Source organism: Limnobaculum xujianqingii (assembly GCF_013394855.1).
GTDB lineage: Bacteria > Pseudomonadota > Gammaproteobacteria > Enterobacterales > Enterobacteriaceae > Limnobaculum > Limnobaculum xujianqingii.
Genome location: NZ_JABMLK010000001.1, coordinates 2,727,772 through 2,746,107 on the forward strand (window position 1 = coordinate 2,727,772; position 18,336 = coordinate 2,746,107).

Annotated in this window: 17 protein-coding genes; 8 read left to right on the forward strand and 9 right to left on the reverse strand. The window is 47.9% G+C overall.

Annotated elements, in window-relative coordinates:
- The first annotated feature begins 15 nt into the window (after nt 1-15).
- Both ettA and GOL65_RS12535 read left to right on the forward strand, forming a co-directional pair.
- Entirely contained in the window at nt 16-1,683 is a 1,668-nt protein-coding gene (gene ettA / locus GOL65_RS12530; protein WP_140919064.1) for an energy-dependent translational throttle protein EttA, read from the forward strand.
- A gap of 349 nt (nt 1,684-2,032) precedes the next feature.
- Complete coding sequence (locus tag GOL65_RS12535) at nt 2,033-2,686, forward strand: Rossmann-fold NAD(P)-binding domain-containing protein (protein ID WP_140919065.1); 654 nt, start codon at nt 2,033-2,035, stop codon at nt 2,684-2,686.
- Here GOL65_RS12535 and GOL65_RS12540 read toward each other — a convergent pair.
- Nucleotides 2,683-3,594, reverse strand: a complete 912-nt coding sequence (locus GOL65_RS12540; protein WP_140919192.1) for a LysR family transcriptional regulator — start codon at nt 3,592-3,594, stop codon at nt 2,683-2,685. The two genes, GOL65_RS12535 and GOL65_RS12540, sit on opposite strands and share 4 nt — an antisense overlap.
- A 106-nt stretch (nt 3,595-3,700) precedes the next feature.
- Here GOL65_RS12540 and GOL65_RS12545 point away from each other — a divergent pair, with 106 nt between their 5' ends.
- From GOL65_RS12545 to GOL65_RS12560, 4 genes are all read left to right on the forward strand, one after another.
- The gene (locus GOL65_RS12545) at nt 3,701-4,702 is read left to right on the forward strand and encodes a zinc-binding alcohol dehydrogenase family protein (protein ID WP_140919066.1); all 1,002 of its coding nucleotides are present in this window, start codon (nt 3,701-3,703) and stop codon (nt 4,700-4,702) included.
- A 418-nt stretch (nt 4,703-5,120) separates the two neighbouring features.
- Nucleotides 5,121-6,407, forward strand: coding sequence for an FAD-dependent oxidoreductase (locus GOL65_RS12550; protein WP_140919067.1), 1,287 nt, complete (start codon nt 5,121-5,123; stop codon nt 6,405-6,407).
- On the forward strand, nt 6,404-6,679 hold the full coding sequence (locus GOL65_RS12555; protein WP_407657481.1) for a ferredoxin family protein: 276 nt from the start codon (nt 6,404-6,406) through the stop codon (nt 6,677-6,679). The genes GOL65_RS12550 and GOL65_RS12555 overlap by 4 nt, the downstream gene beginning before the upstream one ends.
- Nucleotides 6,680-6,799: 120 nt before the next feature.
- The gene (locus tag GOL65_RS12560) at nt 6,800-7,366 is read left to right on the forward strand and encodes a glycerol-3-phosphate responsive antiterminator (RefSeq protein WP_140919068.1); all 567 of its coding nucleotides are present in this window, start codon (nt 6,800-6,802) and stop codon (nt 7,364-7,366) included.
- Nucleotides 7,367-7,380: 14 nt separating this feature from the next.
- On the opposite strand, the gene GOL65_RS12565 is transcribed toward GOL65_RS12560, so the two are convergent.
- The 7 genes from GOL65_RS12565 to GOL65_RS12595 all read right to left on the reverse strand — a co-directional run bounded on the left by GOL65_RS12565 (nt 7,381) and on the right by GOL65_RS12595 (nt 13,687).
- Nucleotides 7,381-8,094 (reverse strand): phosphatase, encoded by a 714-nt coding sequence (locus GOL65_RS12565; protein ID WP_140919069.1) that lies wholly within the window; start codon nt 8,092-8,094, stop codon nt 7,381-7,383.
- Nucleotides 8,091-8,531 (reverse strand): electron transfer flavoprotein subunit alpha/FixB family protein, encoded by a 441-nt coding sequence (locus GOL65_RS12570; RefSeq protein ID WP_140919070.1) that lies wholly within the window; start codon nt 8,529-8,531, stop codon nt 8,091-8,093. The genes GOL65_RS12565 and GOL65_RS12570 overlap by 4 nt, the downstream gene beginning before the upstream one ends.
- Nucleotides 8,532-8,559: 28 nt before the next feature.
- Nucleotides 8,560-9,066: a hypothetical protein gene (locus GOL65_RS12575; RefSeq protein WP_140919071.1), complete on the reverse strand. Its 507-nt coding sequence runs from the start codon at nt 9,064-9,066 to the stop codon at nt 8,560-8,562.
- Nucleotides 9,063-9,893 carry an electron transfer flavoprotein subunit beta/FixA family protein gene (locus GOL65_RS12580; protein WP_140919072.1) on the reverse strand — a complete coding sequence of 277 codons (831 nt, stop codon included), beginning with the start codon at nt 9,891-9,893 and terminating at the stop codon, nt 9,063-9,065. The genes GOL65_RS12575 and GOL65_RS12580 overlap by 4 nt, the downstream gene beginning before the upstream one ends.
- Entirely contained in the window at nt 9,871-11,247 is a 1,377-nt protein-coding gene (locus GOL65_RS12585; RefSeq protein ID WP_407657499.1) for an MFS transporter, read from the reverse strand. Before GOL65_RS12585 ends, GOL65_RS12580 begins: the two co-directional genes overlap by 23 nt.
- A 109-nt stretch (nt 11,248-11,356) precedes the next feature.
- Entirely contained in the window at nt 11,357-12,811 is a 1,455-nt protein-coding gene (locus GOL65_RS12590) for an FAD-binding oxidoreductase (protein ID WP_140919073.1), read from the reverse strand.
- A gap of 90 nt (nt 12,812-12,901) precedes the next feature.
- Nucleotides 12,902-13,687 carry an SDR family oxidoreductase gene (locus GOL65_RS12595; protein ID WP_140919074.1) on the reverse strand — a complete coding sequence of 262 codons (786 nt, stop codon included), beginning with the start codon at nt 13,685-13,687 and terminating at the stop codon, nt 12,902-12,904.
- A gap of 130 nt (nt 13,688-13,817) precedes the next feature.
- On the opposite strand from GOL65_RS12595, the gene GOL65_RS12600 reads away from it, so the two are divergent.
- Both GOL65_RS12600 and GOL65_RS12605 read left to right on the forward strand, forming a co-directional pair.
- Entirely contained in the window at nt 13,818-15,110 is a 1,293-nt protein-coding gene (locus GOL65_RS12600) for an MFS transporter (RefSeq protein WP_140919075.1), read from the forward strand.
- A gap of 40 nt (nt 15,111-15,150) precedes the next feature.
- Nucleotides 15,151-16,605, forward strand: coding sequence for an FGGY-family carbohydrate kinase (locus GOL65_RS12605; protein WP_140919076.1), 1,455 nt, complete (start codon nt 15,151-15,153; stop codon nt 16,603-16,605).
- A 237-nt stretch (nt 16,606-16,842) separates the two neighbouring features.
- Here the strand turns inward: GOL65_RS12605 and radA are convergent, their stop codons facing one another.
- Nucleotides 16,843-18,222, reverse strand: a complete 1,380-nt coding sequence (gene radA, locus GOL65_RS12610; protein ID WP_140919077.1) for a DNA repair protein RadA — start codon at nt 18,220-18,222, stop codon at nt 16,843-16,845.
- Between the last annotated feature and the right edge of the window lie 114 nt (nt 18,223-18,336).

Sequence of the window (18,336 nt, forward strand, 5' to 3'; positions counted from 1 at the left end):
GAGGCTTATAATACAGTGGCACAATACGTCTACACGATGCATCGGGTTGGGAAAGTTGTTCCCCCGAAAAGGCATATTCTGAAAAATATTTCTCTCAGTTTCTTTCCCGGCGCCAAAATTGGTGTGTTGGGTTTAAACGGCGCAGGTAAATCAACCTTATTACGCATTATGGCGGGGATCGATACCGACATTGAAGGTGAAGCACGCCCACAGCCAGGTATCAAGATTGGTTATTTGCCGCAGGAACCTAAGCTAAATCCAGAGCAAACCGTACGCGAGGCGGTAGAAGAAGCGGTTAGCGAAGTGAAGAATGCACTCACTCGTTTAGATGAGATTTATGCTGCGTATGCTGAACCAGATGCTGATTTTGACAAGCTGGCAAAACAGCAAGGCGAGATGGAAGCCATTATTCAATCTCACGATGGTCATAACCTCGATAACCAGTTGGAACGTGCAGCAGATGCTCTGCGTTTACCACCCTGGGATGCCAAAGTAGAGCACTTATCCGGTGGTGAACGTCGCCGCGTAGCGCTGTGTCGTCTGCTGCTGGAAAAGCCAGATATGCTGCTGCTCGACGAACCAACTAACCACCTTGATGCGGAATCTGTCGCCTGGTTGGAACGCTTCCTTCACGATTATGAAGGTACTGTGGTTGCGATTACCCATGACCGTTACTTCCTTGATAACGTTGCCGGTTGGATCCTTGAACTTGACCGTGGTGAAGGTATTCCATGGGAAGGTAACTATTCTTCATGGCTGGAACAAAAAGATAAGCGACTGGAGCAAGAAGCCTCTTCTGAAGCCGCTCGTCGTAAGTCGATTGAAAAAGAGCTGGAGTGGGTTCGTCAGAATCCTAAAGGTCGTCAGGCCAAGAGCAAGGCGCGTCTTGCCCGCTTTGATGAACTGAACAACGTTGAGTATCAAAAACGTAACGAAACCAGCGAATTGTTTATTCCACCGGGCCCGCGCATCGGTGATAAGGTACTGGAAGTCAGCAATCTGACCAAGTCCTATGGCGATCGTATGCTGATTGACGATTTGTCTTTCGCGATTCCGAAGGGTGCTATCGTCGGTATTATCGGCCCTAACGGTGCTGGTAAATCCACGCTGTTCCGTATGATTTCACAACAAGAACAACCTGATAGCGGTAGCATTGTCTTAGGGGAAACCGTGAAGCTGGCTTCTGTGGATCAGTTCCGTGACAGTATGGACAACAGCAAGACCGTATGGGAAGAAGTTTCCGGTGGTCTGGATATCATGAAGATTGGTAACTTTGAATTACCAAGCCGCGCTTACGTAGGCCGCTTCAACTTTAAAGGTACCGATCAGGGCAAACGCGTTGGCGAGCTGTCTGGTGGTGAACGTGGTCGTCTGCATCTGGCTAAGCTGTTGCAGGTTGGCGGCAACATGTTACTGCTTGATGAACCAACCAACGATCTGGATATTGAAACCCTGCGCGCACTGGAAAACGCCCTGCTGGAGTTCCCAGGTTGTGTGATGGTTATTTCCCATGACCGTTGGTTCCTTGACCGTATCGCTACTCATATTCTGGACTACGGCGATGAAGGTAAAGTTGAGTTCTTTGAAGGTAACTTTACTGAATACGAGGAGTGGAAGAAACGCACGCTGGGAGCTGAAGCGCTGGAACCTCACCGTATTAAATATAAGAAGATTGCCAAGTAGTTCTGGTCTATTCTTATTGTAAGAGTTATTGATAAAGCCCCGGATTGGGGCTTTATCATTAGAATTGTTGGATATTCCAGCCGTAAGAGCAAAATAGTTATATATTGTCATTGTGATCGGCCGGTAAACAATTCGTACTTAGCACCAGAGCGCGTCGGGCCTAGGCTGCCTACGGGAAGTTATGAAACACCTTGCGGTGTTTCACCCTTCGGGCCAGCGCAAGCGCTGTTCAAACAGGCTTTGCCTGTTTGTCGTTGGCTTACGCCAAGTCGACCCCCACGGCACCCTCTCCCTCCGATTGATTTTCGTCAGTTCTCTAATGAATTTATTAATACTATCCGGAGCCACTATGCCAAAAACCGTTTTAATACTTGGAGCCAGTGGGCTTATCGGTAGCCAGTTACTGAGTATGCTGGAGTCCGATTCGCGAGTTAATCGCATTTATGCACCAAGTCGTCGTCCGTTATCGGGTGTCGGTTCTAAGGTGATTAATTCGGTTGGTGATGACTTACAGGCACTTCTGGATGGGCTGACAGAACCGGTTGATATCGCTTTTTGTTGTCTTGGCAGTACGATAAAAGCAGCTGGCAGTCGTGAGGCTTTTCACTTTAGCGATGTGATTTTACCGGTACATGGCGGAAAAACCGCACTGCAGTTAGGAGCAACTCACTATCTGGTGGTCAGCGCAATAGGCGCCAATGCTAAATCATGGTTCTTCTATAACCGGACCAAAGGTGAAATGGAGCAGAGTTTGATGGCCCAGCACTGGCCGCATCTAACCATTGCTCGTCCTTCAATGCTACTTGGTAATCGGCCAACTCCACGTGCTAATGAGCTAATTGCAGCGCCAATATTCAAACTATTTCCCGGCAAGTGGAAATCAATTCAGGCAAGCGATGTGGCTAAAGTTCTCTGGATGCGCGCTTTTGCTCCAGCTTCAGCTGCCATTGAGATCATTCAGTCCGATAAACTACGGGAAAAAGCGGCTGAAAGTCAGGTTTAGCGTTTTGCTTTTGGTCCTGCAGCATACTCTGTGACCAGAGGGTGGGTCATTACCGCCTCAACAAAGCGTTCCAGTGCTGGCATATTTAATGTGCGATTAGGATAAACCAGATAAAGTTCGTTTCCTTCCGCACGCCACTCTTCCAGTACTGGCTGTAATAATCCCTGCTGCACTACTGTTGTTGCCAGAAATGACGGTAGAAATGTGATGCCGGCACCAGCTATGGCACACTGGCGCGCATACAGTAAGTTGTCAGTAACGTGGTGCGCTGTCTGTAGCCAGCGGTAGGTTTCGTCCCCTTTACGTAATAAACACTCTGACCAGGCGCGGTGAGTAATGCAGCGATGATGTTCCAATTGACTGGGGTGTGTGACTGGTTCTACCTGAGATAAATATTGCGGAGAGGCCAGTAAATAGCGAGGATACAGGCCAAGAAAGCGCCCAATTAGCGTGAAGTCCTGCGGTTTTCCGGTACGGATACCCAAATCAAATCCAGCCCCTACCAGATCGGTTACCGTATCTGAAACATAAACTTCTATTGATACCTCCGGATAACGCAGCTGAAAATCAGTCACTATGGGCGCTAACAGCGTTACTGCCAGTCCTGCTGGAGCAGTGATCCTCACTCTGCCGCTGGGTGATGCCTTCAACATTTGTAGTGACTGGCTGGCCCGCTCCGATGCTTGCATCATCTCCTGACAGTGAACCAGATAACGTTCTCCGGCAAAGGTCAGACTTAGCTGACGGGTGGTTCTCATCAGTAAACGTAGCCCTAACTCCTGCTCCAGATGGCTTATTCGCTGGCTGACGCTTGATTTAGGTAGCCCTGCTCGTTTAGCGGCAGCAGTAAAGCTGCCGGTTTCCACCACCAGAGTAAATAGTGCCATATCCTGCAATTGTTTAAACATCATTGTTCGCCATAGATAAACAGTTTGTTTGCCAAAACTCATCTTATCCCTTTTTATGAGTACCGCTAGACTGGACGCCAATTACTATCCTGAAAGGAATATTTCCATGTCCAAATATGCTATTGCTGTCGATCCGGCAAACCCGCAACAATTTATCCAAATACCGGTGCCTGAAGCAGCTCCCGGTGAGTTTGACCTGTTAGTTGAGGTTAAAGCGATTGCCATGAATCCGGTAGATACTAAAGTTCACGCCGGTTTGAAGAAAAATGGTTTGCAGCAACCTCGTATTCTGGGTTGGGACGCCACTGGCATCGTGGTCGCTGTTGGTCCTAAAGCAACAGGGTTCTCTATTGGTGACGAAGTCTGGTATGCGGGAGATATTACCCGTTCAGGCAGTAATACTACCCATCAACTAATTGATTCACGTATTGTTGGCCATAAACCAAAATCCCTGAACTGGGTTGAGTCTGCTGCGATCCCTCTGACCGCACTAACCGCGTGGGAAGGTCTGTTTGAACATCTTAAAATTCAGGATGCTGGTAGTGATAAAACGCTGTTGATTATTGGCGGTGCCGGGGGTGTTGGTTCATTAGCGATTCCGCTGGCGGCGTTACGCAGCAAGGTACGCATTATTGCGACCGCTTCCCGACCTGAGTCAGCTAAATGGTGTCTGGAACGCGGTGCCGATCTGACCGTTGATTACCACAATCTGCAAGAGAATCTGTTAGAGCACAATATCAAGCAGGTTGATTACATTTTCTGCCTGAACGATACCGATGGTCACTGGAAGTCTATGAGTGAAGTTATTGCACCGTTCGGTCATATTTGTTCAATCGTAGAAAGTGCCCAGCCGTTGGAGCAGTCGTTGATTCGTTCTAAAGGTGTAGCTCTGCACTGGGAACTGATGTTTACCCGCAGCATGTACCAAACGCCAGATATGGCGGAACAAGGTCGTATTCTGCAGCGAGTAGCCGATATGATTGATAAAGGTGAGCTGAAAGGTACGCTGAATACTACGTTACATGGCCTTAGTGTAGAGACTATCACGCAGGCTCATGCGAAGCAGTTGGAAGGTCATATGACGGGTAAGATAGCGATTGAGTTTTAGTCGGGCATATATCCCTCTGAAAATTTGCATCAGTGAATATTCCGGCCGTAATAGCAAAGTGTTCATATTATCTTTGTGCTCGGCCGGAAGACCATCTGTACTTAGCTGAGGAGCGCGTCGGGCCTAGCCCGCTTAGGGGCACTTCGTTGGCTTACGCCAAGTCGACCCCAACAGCGGTCTCTCCCGACGATTAGCGATTTAAGGTCTGAAACCAAATTATCAGACTTTGTCATCAAGATAAGTTTTTAGAAAATCCGGCACTGATTTCTCATCAGCATTCGCATTAATTACTAATTCTATCAATCTATTATCTCTGTAGATTTTCTGGTTTTGGCTGGAATAATCCCTGTCTGCATCAATAAACCACCCTGGTCAGATGGTATAATCAGGCTCTGATTTGGTTTAGCGGGATGCGCTAATGGACGACAAATTTGATGTCATCATTATCGGTGGTGGGATTGCTGGCTGTACCAGTGCGTTATTGTTGGCACGAGCAGGGGTGAATGTATTGCTGCTGGAGCGCGCGGAACAGGCAGGGGGAAAGAATATCTCCGGTGGTCGTCTTTATAGTTATAGCCTCGAAACCATTTTGCCCGGGTTTGCTCTATCAGCCCCTATCGAACGACAAATTACTCAGGAAAAACTCAGCCTGCTGACCGGTGAAACCAGTGTCACTATGGATTATCGCCACCCTGAATTTGCTCAGGATGCCACCTCCTATTCCGTGCTGCGCGCCCGTTTTGATCCCTGGTTAATGGAACAGGCTCAAAATGCAGGAGCACAATGTCTGACGGGTGTTCAGGTGGATGCTCTGATTCAGGAAAATGGAACCGTTTGTGGCGTTCAGATTGGTGAAGATCGGCTGGATGCCCGCGTCGTGGTTCTGGCTGAAGGCGCTAACTCTTTGCTGGCTGAGCAACATCAGTTAGTCAAAAAGCCTCAGCCTCATACGATGGGAGTTGGCGTTAAAGAAGTACTGGCCCTTCCCCGTTCTCGTCTTGAAGAACGCTTTTCGCTGGAAAATGATCGGGGAGCCGCCTGGCTGTTTGCCGGTGAAGCTATCGCAGGAAAAGCGGGAGGCGGTTTTTTATATACTAACCGCGATACCCTCTCTATCGGATTAGTCTGTAATTTGTCGGTTCTGAGTCATGGAAAAAATGCATTACCGCAGATGCTGGAGAATTTTAAACAACATCCGCTGTTGCGCCCATTACTGAAAGAGACTGAACTGCTGGAATATGGCGCACACCTGATTCCCGAAGGGGGATTAAATGCGCTTAATCCGCCGTTTGGTGCAGGTTACCTGATTGCTGGTGATGCAGCCGGATTTTGTGTAAATGCTGGTCATACCGTACGGGGTATGGATCTGGCGGTTATCAGCGCACAGGCAGTAGCCGATACCCTGACGACAGCACTACAGAAAGATGACTTCAGCGCGGCATCACTGGCTGCTTACCAAACCCATCTGGAAAACAGCACCCTTTGGGCGGTGCTAAAGCAGTATCGTTCGTTACCCGATACCCTGTTACAAAATCCGCGTTATTTTGCCGAATACCCACAAATGACCAGCGATATTTTACGTGAGCTGTTTGAAATTAACCGTCATCCGGCACCGCCACTGCGCAGCATTCTGTGGAAACATGCCCGCAAGGCTGGCTTGATGACGCTATTTAAAGATCTGCTCCGGGGAGCACGCAGCCTGTGAAAACGGAAGTGAAACTCAGTAAAAACCATTATGTCATTGACGAAAACCAGCCTCATATCATTCCGGCGGACCATCCCGATCGGCAAATATTACAGCAGTTGGTTAATGTCTGCCCTGCTGGTCTTTATCAACTCAATCAGGATGGCAGCCTGAGTTTTGATTACCATGGCTGTCTGGAGTGTGGTACCTGTCGATTACTCTGTGATGAAAAGACGCTGGCGCGCTGGCGTTACCCCGCTGCTGGTTACGGAATAACCTTTCGGTTTGGCTAATATGGGATATGTGAAGTGCCGCAGGGAGGCCGATTCACGGTTGTGCTACCCTGCGCCGATACTTTTTACCGTACTCTGAACGGTAGTAAAAATCATAAAAGCCAAGCGGAGATCTTGCCTGTGTCCATACTGCAGTTATTGAAACAACATCCCGTCATTGCTGCGGTAAAAGATACTGAAAGTCTGAATACTGCTCTGGAATCAGACTGTAAAATTATCTCCATCCTGTATGGCAATATCTGCAATATTGGCACCATTGTTCAGCGTATCAAAAAAGCAGACAAATACGCCTTTATTCACGTTGATCTATTGGATGGAACTTCCAATAAAGAGATCGTGATTAACTTTCTGAAGCTGGTTACCGCCGCCGATGGCATCATCAGCACCAAAGCCTCAATGATTAAAGCGGCAAAAGCTCAAGGGTTTTACGGCATCCACCGGATATTTCTGCTGGACTCGATTTCATTTCACAATATTGATAAGCAAATAGCTCAATCCAATCCTGACTGTATAGAGATTCTGCCGGGCTGTATGCCTAAAGTACTGGGATGGGTGGCAGAGCAGATAGATTTACCCATTATTGCCGGAGGGTTAGTTTGCGATCACGAAGATGCCACTAATGCCTTGAATGCTGGCGCCAGTGCAGTTTCCACCACCAATACCGGTGTCTGGCAACTGAAGTTTTGATGTTGTAACGGCAATCAGGGATTAATTCTTATCCGGGATAATCGTTCAATTTGATGATTAATCACTAATGCCTCGGGGAAATGGACTTCCCTCAACAATTTTTCCGCTTCGCTAAACTCACCCACGTCATAATAAATATGGCTATCACTGCCGACAATCACCGATGTCTGGTGCTGTTTACACAATTCCAGCATCTCGATGGCCAGTTCTCTGGGACGTTCGCGCCCGGCATTAGGGCGTAACGTAGCATTGTTTAACTCTAACGCTACCCGATGCTGTTTAGCTAAAGGCACCACTTCGGCAAAATCAATCGGATAAACGCCATCATTGGGATGACCAATAATATTTACCTGTGGATGACAAATAGCGCCACATATTGCCTGTGTATTCTGCTGTTTGCTTCCCGGTGCTAAATTCTGTTGATGTAAACTGGCTATGACATAATCCAGTCGGGCCAGGTCTTGCTCTCCGACATCAATGCTGCCCTGATAGTCGATAATATTCGCCTCAACGCCTTTTAGTAGCCGAATCCCCAGCATATAGGGGGTAAATACCTTAAAGTTACGTAAATAATACGGAATGGCTGAGGCAGGAGGAACACAAGAATGATCGGAAATACCCATCACCAGTAATCCCCTTTCTCTGGCCTGTTCCAGATTTTCTTTCAAAGTGCTGTAGGCATGACCGCTGGCAATAGTATGGGTATGCAGGTCCATCAGCAAACTCACACCATCCCCCGAATATTTGATTGTTGAACGCAGGCTACCAGCGCCTCTAATACCGTATTCATATCATCAACAATACCCACATCGGCCTGAGAAAAAATAGCCGCATCCGGGTCGGTATTAATTGCCACAATAAATTTACTGTGGCGAATTCCTACCGAAAAAGCGGCCGCGCCGGATACTCCAGCCGTAATACAAACCTCTGGTGCTACCAAAGCACCAGACATTCCTAACATGGTCGACATACTGCTCCAGGCGTTCATCGCCACCGGACGACTAACCCCTAACTGAGCACCCAATACTTGAGCAATTTCATTCAGTCGCTGGACGTTTTGACTATTTCCAGCCCCCTGCCCGATAGCCAGTACCCTTTCAGCTCGGTTAAGTAGGGGTTGCTCTTCTGGTATGCTCACCTGATGTTCAATCAGCCAGGACGGCATTTCAGCCTCGGTTAGTATCAGTTGCTGCTCAATACTCTGATAATCCTGAGTTAACGCAGCGACCCCACCCTGGCGGGCTACGGCCAGACAGCAGGGGGGCTACCTGTAGCGTTAACGTTGCCAACATATTGTTGCCGTAAACTGACTTTTCTACCTGACATCCGCCTGAATTCATCTGTCCACGAATCACACCCAGGCAGGAAGCACCATTCAGACGAAAAGCCAGACGAGTCGCCAGCTCATTTCCCAGCGAGCAACCAGAAAACAGCAATAATTCTGCCGGATAAATCGAGTAAACCTGCTCCAGCAGCGGTAACACTGAATCTGCCAGCAGTAACTCAGGGCTTTTTAACCACTGAATCTGGGTGATTGGACAATCAAACTGCGGTAAATCATCTGGCTGAACATTTTGATGAAATAGCCACAGAGCCACTTCTGTGGCTGCTAGCTGACTCTGCTGTAAAAACCGATTGATCTCCTGCGCCTGCTGTAAAAAAGAAGGTGAGTCCGCATCGAGAATTAACGCTATCTTCATCTGCCTAATCTCTCTTGCAGGTAGTCATGATACAACCGCCGGGCTTTCTCCTGCGGTGTTGCGCCGGCGATTATTACTCCACCGCGTCGGTTTTGCTGACGCGTAAGCTTAGTTAGCAACTTGTCGTTTTTCTGCTGTAATACCTGGGGAGCCAATCCCAAATCGTTCAATGAATAACGGTGGATACTATTTTTAGCTCCGGCCAGCTTCTGCTTCAGCGTAGGTACCCGCAGTGCACTGGCCTGAGTTGAATTACCTACTGCCAATACCGCCGGTGTATTAATGGTTAGCTTTTGTTGTTCATCTTCCGTTTGTCTAATCACTATTATCTGTCCGGTCTCTCTGATAATTCGAAAATCACAAACCTGAGTGATACAAGGCCAGTTCAATAGTTCAGCTAACAGCATTGCCGTTTGCATGTTATGGCCTTCGCTGCTCTGCATACCCAACACTATCAAAGACTGTTGTTCTATCTGCTGGTGATAAGCCTGCATGATTTTTGCTATCGCCAGAGGATTAAAGCGCAGGTCAACTGATGGCGTTGGATCAACCCTGATTGCAGAGTGAAAACCGAGGGCATACATCAGTTTCAGGTAATGTTCTCCCCAGCTATCACCAATGGTCAGAGCACTAAGATTAAGCTCTCCCTCTTGCCAGACAGCGCTATCGCGCACCATCAGCATTAGTTCAGCCGCGCTCTCATCAAAGCAGTTCAACATGGTTTGAGTAAAGCTGACATCAATTTGCAGACTATCGTCGGCCTGCCAGTCCTTTTCTGCCATCATGCTTAAATCAGGCGAAGCTTTAAAACCCAGCAAAATCTTCACAGTCCGCCCTCCTCTCTTGTTGTGGTACTTTTTTCACTGTTGATGCACCTACCAGCGTCAGGTTTTTTGTTTCCGGTGCCCAAAGTACCGACACCCATAGCCCTATCAGCAATACCCCCACCAAAATCAACATGGTGTACTGGATACCCAAAGCCAGTATGACTACAGGCAATAATCCGGTGCTGATCGCCGAACCTAAACGGCTCATAGAGGTGGCAAAACCTACTCCCAATGAGCGAATATCCGTTGGAAAACTTTCTGCCGGAAAAACCCCAACTAAATTGCTCACCGCAGAAATAGTCAGAGTAAAAATGGCGAATAAAAACAGCATAATGCCGGTTTGTGAGGAAGGAACAAACGCCAGGGTCATCAGGCTTAGCATCAGGATCACAAATGCCGTAATCAAAAAGCCCCGGCGGGAACAGAACTGAGTGAATCCGATCCCCATTAATGCCCCTACAATCAATAACCCATTCAACATCAGATCGGTGGCAAAACTCTCGATTAACCCAAGCGCCCGCAACATAGAAGGCAGATAGGTATAAATAGCAAAGTATGGGATCACCAGACAGACAAAAAACAGACTGTTAAATGCGGTTCTGCGCCAGTAGCGGGGGGAGAACAACGTGCGTAAATGACGGGCAGTTTCTACCGGAATCTCATCGTTGAGTACTACATTTGGACCAAAGCAGCGCTTTACGATTTCATGGGCTTCATCGATGCGGCCTTTGCGCATCAGCCAGCGCGGAGACTCTGGTGTGCCCCAACGTAAAATCATAATACACAACGCTGGTATAGATGCCGATGCCAGTAACCAACGCCAGGCATCCGGTCCGGCATCCGTCATCCAGTGCCCCATAAAGCTGGCAGAGACGTAACCTACCGTCCAGATCACGCTGAAGGAGCCTAGCAATAGCCCACGATGTTTACGCGGAGAAAACTCCGCCAACATAGTATGACCAACGGAATAATCCCCTCCCAGGCCAATTCCTACCAGTACCCGCAGCCAAAATAACTGCTCAGGAGAAGAGGCAAAAAACTGTAAAAATGACGCCAGAGTAATGATCACAAAGCTGAAGGTGAATATCTTCTGACGACCAATATGATCGGAGATCCATCCCAGAACCAGACTACCAATAAACAGACCAAACAGCGCAGAACTGCCAATCATTCCTTGCCAGAAGGGAGACAGCCCCATTTGAGGGCTAATTTGCGTCAGAGCAAAGCCGATGACACCCAGCACATAACCATCGGTTAAATGCGCTCCAAAGGTCAGGCCTGCGATTTTAATATGAAAACGGTTTAAGGGAATGTCGTCCATACGAACGGATGAAGGGTTAGGAGGTGTCGCTATTGTTCTGTTGGCTATTAACATAGTTGTTCTCATTCAGCAGTAACGACCATTCGCAGTCCTTATATAAAAACCGGGCCGTCTGAAACAGACGGTCCCGGCCAGAGATGCTTTAACTTTCAATCGGGTAGATAGTACCGATATTCATAATACCGTTCGGGTCATACACCTCTTTCAATGCTTTCAGTATGTAGTAAGCAGAGCCGTGCTCATCTTTAGTCCAGTGCACACGATGTTTACCAATACCATGATGGTGCACCATAGAACCACCCAGCTTGATGGTCTCTTCCACAATGATTTTATTCAGTGGGTTATGGTACTTATCAATCTCTTCCTGTGGCGAGCAGTCCACCACGTTGTAGTCATACACAAAGTACATATTGGTACCGTTGATATAGCTGTGAGAAGAGTGACCGCCAAGCATAGTGATATCGTCCGCATGAGGGAATTCATTACGGATGCGGTGAATCACATTTTCATAAATTTTATTGATTGAACGCCAGTCACCGGAAACTTCAGTAGTGAAGCCCATGTTCTTGGTTTTCATGATTTGTACCCGCTCAGCGGCAACCTTATCCGGTCCCCAGTTAAGGTTATTGAACCAGGTTTCAATCAGCTTACTGTCCACTCTCTGACAGCCAGGATGGCGGGCCACAATGGCTTCAATTCCGTTACCTGTAGCACGGGCAATCTCTTTGGCACCTTCCGCCATAAAGATCAGTACGCACTTGCCGTCAGCAAAATGGGTAAAGTGTTGAGAGCCATCTTCCGCATCATATAAACGTGCAATTGATGGCCGATATCCTTCAACCATCACTTCGCGCAGAATATCAAAGCCGGTCTTCATGTTATCCAGAATATAGCCATAGAACAGGTTATTTTCTGGCATATATTTGAATATTTTCACTGTAACTTCAGTGATATAACACAATGCACCTTCATTACCGATAATCACATGGCGAATATCCGGCCCGGCAGCCCGACGCGGTACGTTTTTAATGCGGGTAACAGTACCATCAGGGAATACCGCCTCAAGACCAACCACCATATCTTCAATAGCACCGTACAGCGTTGAGAACTGACCGATGCTGCGGGTTGCCACTAATCCACCCATTTGGGCTAATGGTTTAGACTGCGGTGAATGTCCGGTGGTATACCCCTTGGCACGCAGCTTATTCTCCAATACTTCCAGCGCAACGCCGCACTGAGCGGTAGCCTGCATATTCTCAATATCAATATTGATAACCTGATTCAGCTCGGAGCCATCCAGAACTACAGAGTTCTCTACAACCGTTTCCAGACCGCCTTCAGTGGCAGAAGAACCGGTACGCGGTACGCAGTTAATATGATTTTTATTCAGGAATGCCAGCACTTCTGAAACCTGCTGAGTATTGGCTAATTTCACTACCGCAGCCGGTAGCGGTAACGTGAAGATACCGTGGATATCGGCATATTTTCTGAAACGGTCAATGCTGTTTTTCTGCAACACCTTTTCATCGGTAATGACTCGTTCGGAGCCTACGATCTGTTTTAGCTTCTCAACAATAGCTTCTCTTGTCAGCGACATGATTAATCCTTCCTGCTTTCAGTACATTTTTATGGCATGTCTTATGCCATGGCGGTGGAGAACAAATAACATAAACATCAAAATTTCGACTTAGCGCACCAGATAGCCGCCATCAACCACCAGCAGATGGCCATTTACATAGTCAGAAGCGCGGCTGGCTAAATACACCATTGCTCCCATCAGATCCTGAGTTTCCCCCCAGCGATTTGCCGGAATATGGTCCAGAACGCGTTTATTCGTTTCAGGATTTTTACGAGTTTCCGTAGTGATGTCAGTGGCGTAATAGCCCGGTGCAATTCCGTTAACCTGGATGTTGTACTGACCTAATTCGTCACAATAGGCTTTAGTAAAGCCAGCCAGTGCATGTTTGGTTGCGGAATAAGCCGGTGACCACTGCCCACCCAAATAGGAGAACAGTGAGCAGATATTAATAATCTTGCCGTGGCGTTGAGGAATCATCACTTTTGCCGCTTCGTAGCTAAGTTCAAATGCGGCAGTCAGGTTGATATCAATCATTGGATCCCAGTCCGCACGACCAAAATCCAACACTTTATTCAACTTACAGATACCGGCGTTATTCACGACAATGTCTACTGAACCAAAGCGTTCCAGACACTGAGCAATCACTTTAGCCGGAGCACCTTTTTCGGTGATATCCACCTGCATAAACTCAACTTTCACTCCCTGCTTCTCAATCATTTCGCGGGTTTCACCCTTATCCATGATGAAGCTGGGAATAAACAAATTAGCCCCCGCTTTAGCCAGCGCCATAGCAAACGCCTGGCCCAGACCACTATTACCACCGGTAACGATCGCCGTTTTGCCTTTGAGTGAGAAAAAATCCAGAGAAAATTCATCCAACGCATTCAGTGACATGGTGTAACCCCTTTGATTCCTGATTAAAACGCAAAAAAAAAGAGAAAAGTAACTTCCTGCTTAATGCGGGGAGCTTACTTTTCTCTTTTTTTTTGCCCTAAAATCAATGTTCCATAACTGAGATAACACCATGCAAAATAATAATTTTCGCCGTTGGTTAACGCTGGCGATTATCAGTATCAGCGGCGGCGTCAGTTTTGATTTGGCTTACCTGAGATATATTTACCAAATCCCAATGGCAAAATTTATGGGATTCACCAATACCGAAATCGGCTTCATCATGAGTACCTTTGGTATTGCGGCTATCATTTTGTACGCCCCCAGCGGAGTTATTGCCGATAAGTTCTCCCATCGCAAAATGATGACCTTCGCTATGATAGCGACCGGTTTACTTGGCTTTCTGATGTCTGTTTATCCTCCATTCTGGGTGATGATACTGATTCAGGTTGCCTTTGCCATCACCACTATCCTGATGCTGTGGTCCGTCTCCATTAAAGCCGCCTCACTGCTTGGTAATCATGAAGAGCAGGGAAAAATTATGGGCTGGATGGAAGGCCTGCGTGGCGTGGGAGTAATGCTGTTGGCGGTATTTACCATGTGGGTATTTTCGCTGTTTATGCCGGAAGACCCAAACAGCCTGAAATCAGTGATACTGATCTACAGCGGAGTTTATATTCTGCTCGGTATTCTGTGTTGGTTCTTTGTCAGTGATGGCTTCACCTCCCGCACAGAAAGCGACAGTGAAAAGAAAGATAAACCGGCCTTTAAACTCAGCGATATCCTGTCAGTATTAAAAATCAGCACTACCTGGTATTGCAGCATGATTATCTTTGGCGTGTATACCATCTACGCCATTCTCAGCTACTCCACCAACTATCTCACCGAAATGTATGGCATGACGCTGGTAGCCGCCAGCTATATGGGAATTGTGATCAACAAAATTTTCCGTGCCATGTGTGGACCTTTGGGTGGATTAGTGACCACTTACAGCCGTTTTAAATCCCCTACGCGAGTGATTCAGTTTCTGGCAGTAATCAGCGTTATCACCCTCTGCGCATTGCTGTTTACCAATCAAAACCCGGGTTCTGTCGCCGTTGGTATCGGCCTGATTCTGCTATTGGCCTTTGCCTGCTATGCCTCTCGTGGTCTCTACTTTGCCTGTATCGGTGAAGCCCGTACTCCGAAATACATTATGGGAACCACTGTCGGCATCTGCTCTGTGATTGGCTTCTTACCTGATGTTTTTGTCTATCCGATTGTTGGTTACTGGCAAGACACCCTGCCTCCTGCGGAAGCCTATCGCAATATGTGGCTGATGGGATTAGGAGCCACCTGTCTGGTCATTGTGTTTACTTTCCTGCTGTTTAACAACATGAAACGCGCCAGCCAGCAGGCAACAATACCAAGCCCGGTAACCGAATAACGCCATTTGAACATTGTTGTTTTAATCACGAGGTTAAGAAATGAGTGACAAATATTTGATGGGTGTCGATGTGGGTACCCAGAGTGCCAAAGTGGTGATATTCGACCTGCAAGGTAATGTGGTTAGTGAAGGAAAGCAGGCATTACGCAAGATGGATATTCCTGCACCTTTACTGGCAGAACATCCAGATGACGATCTGTGGGACTCCTTAAAACTCGCCTTCCAGCGAGCCATGGCAGAATTCTCTCAGGCAGGACGAAAAGCAGAAGATATTCTGGCAATGGGCGTATGTATTATTCGCTGCTGCCGGGTACTGCTAAAAGAAAACGGTGAACTGGCCTACCCGGTGATTAACTGGATGGACAAGCGTTTAAACAAACCTTATGAGTACATTGATGCTTATAAAGGGGTGCGTTATGTCACCACCACTTCCGGTTATATTACCCATCGCCTGACGGGCGAATTTAAAGATACCTGCGCTAACTACATTGGCTGGTGGCCGATGGATAACGATACGCTGGACTGGAGTACTGACCCTGCTGCCTGGAAAAGCTGTAATCTGACGCGGGAGAACGTACTGGATGTAGTGAAACCGGGAGAAATTCTGGGTTATGTATCCGAACTGGCTGCAGAACAGATTGGCGTACCTGCAGGTATCCCGGTGGTGGCTACCGCCCATGATAAAGCGGTTGAAGCATTAGGCGCAGGCTCACTGGATGAAGGCGTAGCCCTGATTTCTCTTGGCACTTACATCGGTGCTATGGTCCATGGTCATGCCAATGTAAAAGATGCCCAAAACTTTTGGCCATTCCAGGCCTCCATTCCCGGACGCTATCTGTATGAGTGCATGGGCGTTCGTCGCGGCATGTGGACCATCAGTTGGTTCCGCGATCAGTTTGGTGAGTCTGCTCTGGCGGACGCCGATGAAACAGGCGTCAGTATTGAAGAATTGCTGAATATGGAAGCCTCAAAAGTTCCGGCTGGTTGCGAAGGACTGCTCACCATTCATGACTGGGCACCACCATCAGAAGCCGAATTCCGTAAAGGCGTAATGATGGGCTTCGATGGCCGTCATACCCGCGCCCATATGTATCGTTCAGTGCTGGAAGGCATTGCCTTCACCATGAAAAATCATATGGATAAGATGGCCAAGGAACTCAAAACGCCATTCAAACACCTAATCATTTCCGGCGGTGGTGCCAACAGCGACCTGTTTATGCAAATCTTCGCTGATGTATTTGGCATTCCAACCAGTCGAAACGTAATGAAAGGCTCAGCCTCCGTAGGATGTGCTATTAACGCTGGCATGGCCGTAGGTGCCTTCGACAATTACGAACAGGCAACGCAGAAACTGGTACGCACCGGGGATCGCTTTATGCCAAATATGGAAAATCACCGTTTCTACAACGAGCTAAATGGAGAGGTCTACAAACAGGTAAACCAATACTTCGACCCGCTGTTGAAAAAGCTAAGCCCACTGGTGGATTACGCGTAATCCGATAATAATTAAGGGGCGCAAACGCGCCCCTTAGTAGTTCATTTCAGAATCTAATCGTCGGGAGAGACGGGTGTTGGGGCCGACTTGGCGCAAGCCAACGAAGAGCCCCTAACCCGGCTAGGCCCGACGCGCACAAAAGCCAAGTACAAATTGTCTTCCGGCCGAGCACACAGGCAATATTAGTGCATAGCTTTTACGGCCGGAATATTCACCTAAATAAACGTATCGACCCCATCAAAGATCCTCCAACACCCTCAATGCATCCGACAATTTCTTCACCCCAAACACCTGCATATTGGGAATACTCTTTTTCGGCACATTAGCATGAGGAACAATAGCGCGTTTAAAACCATGTTTTGCTGCCTCAGAAATACGTTCCTGACCGCTGGGAACCGGACGAATCTCGCCGGCTAACCCAACTTCACCAAACACCACTAAATCTTCCGGCAATGGGCGATCCCGCAGGCTGGAAACCAGAGAAAGCAACAGCGCCAAATCAGCACTGGTTTCTGTCACTTTAACCCCACCCACCACGTTCACAAACACATCCTGATCCGCCATTTGCAAACCACCGTGGCGGTGAAGTACCGCCAACAGCAACGCAACCCGATTCTGCTCAAGGCCAACCGCTACCCGGCGAGGATTCGACAACATAGAGTGATCCACCAGTGCCTGAATCTCCACCAGCAAAGGACGCGACCCTTCCCAAAGCACCATCACCGAACTACCAGAGGTAATTTCATCCCCACGACTAAGAAAAATAGCCGATGGGTTATTAATTTCTTTCAACCCTTGCTCTGTCATGGCAAATACCCCCAGCTCATTAACCGCACCAAAACGGTTTTTATGGCTGCGCATCGTGCGATAACGGGAATCAGAATCACCATCTAACAGAACCGAACAGTCAATACAGTGTTCCAGTACTTTAGGACCCGCCAGCGAACCATCTTTGGTAACATGACCCACCATAATAATGGCGACACCTTTAGTCTTGGCAAAACGGGTTAAATAAGCGGCGCTTTCTCTTACCTGAGCAACACTACCGGGAGATGACTGAATATCCGCCATGTGCATCACCTGAATAGAGTCAATCACCATCAGACGAGGCTGTTCTTGCTCAGCAATCAGGCAAATCTGTTCAATGCTGGTTTCTGACAGCATCTGCAAATGCTCCGTTGGCAGACCAAGACGGTGGGCACGCATCGCCACCTGCTGCAATGACTCTTCTCCAGTAACATAAAGCGTCTTCATCTGACTGGCTAACTTACACATGGTTTGCAGCAATAAAGTACTCTTACCCGCCCCCGGATTACCACCAATCAGAATCGCACTGCCCGGCACCACCCCACCGCCCAACACCCGGTCAAACTCTTTAAATCCGGTAGAAAAACGAGGAAGCTCTTCCAGACTAATATCCGACAGTTTCTGAACCTTACTAACCCCGCCTTCTCCGGCATAGCCCGAAAAACGGTCTGAACGAGATGAAGAGGCAGCCGCAAGACGAATCTCAGTAATACTGTTCCAGGCATTACAGGCACTACACTGCCCCTGCCAGCGCGGATAATCCGCACCACACTCATTACATACAAACGCTCGTTTCGCTGGCTTCGCCATAAATACCTCAGAATATCCAAAAACAGTTCATACAATAAAAAAACAAAAAACACATCAATCTTTGGCCTTGGTACTTGGTGTCTAGTCCTTGACCTTACCAATGAGCACTGGAAT

What these genes read in the sequence shown, in the direction of transcription:
- GOL65_RS12535 (WP_140919065.1), top strand. Translation starts at nt 2,033, where the DNA reads ATGCCAAAAACCGTTTTAATACTTGGAGCCAGTGGGCTTATCGGTAGC.
- GOL65_RS12540 (WP_140919192.1), bottom strand. Translation starts at nt 3,594, where the DNA reads ATGTTTAAACAATTGCAGGATATGGCACTATTTACTCTGGTGGTGGAA.
- GOL65_RS12545 (WP_140919066.1), top strand. Translation starts at nt 3,701, where the DNA reads ATGTCCAAATATGCTATTGCTGTCGATCCGGCAAACCCGCAACAATTT.
- GOL65_RS12550 (WP_140919067.1), top strand. Translation starts at nt 5,121, where the DNA reads ATGGACGACAAATTTGATGTCATCATTATCGGTGGTGGGATTGCTGGC.
- GOL65_RS12570 (WP_140919070.1), bottom strand. Translation starts at nt 8,531, where the DNA reads ATGCCGTCCTGGCTGATTGAACATCAGGTGAGCATACCAGAAGAGCAA.
- GOL65_RS12575 (WP_140919071.1), bottom strand. Translation starts at nt 9,066, where the DNA reads ATGAAGATAGCGTTAATTCTCGATGCGGACTCACCTTCTTTTTTACAG.
- GOL65_RS12590 (WP_140919073.1), bottom strand. Translation starts at nt 12,811, where the DNA reads ATGTCGCTGACAAGAGAAGCTATTGTTGAGAAGCTAAAACAGATCGTA.
- GOL65_RS12595 (WP_140919074.1), bottom strand. Translation starts at nt 13,687, where the DNA reads ATGTCACTGAATGCGTTGGATGAATTTTCTCTGGATTTTTTCTCACTC.
- GOL65_RS12600 (WP_140919075.1), top strand. Translation starts at nt 13,818, where the DNA reads ATGCAAAATAATAATTTTCGCCGTTGGTTAACGCTGGCGATTATCAGT.
- GOL65_RS12605 (WP_140919076.1), top strand. Translation starts at nt 15,151, where the DNA reads ATGAGTGACAAATATTTGATGGGTGTCGATGTGGGTACCCAGAGTGCC.
- radA (WP_140919077.1), bottom strand. Translation starts at nt 18,222, where the DNA reads ATGGCGAAGCCAGCGAAACGAGCGTTTGTATGTAATGAGTGTGGTGCG.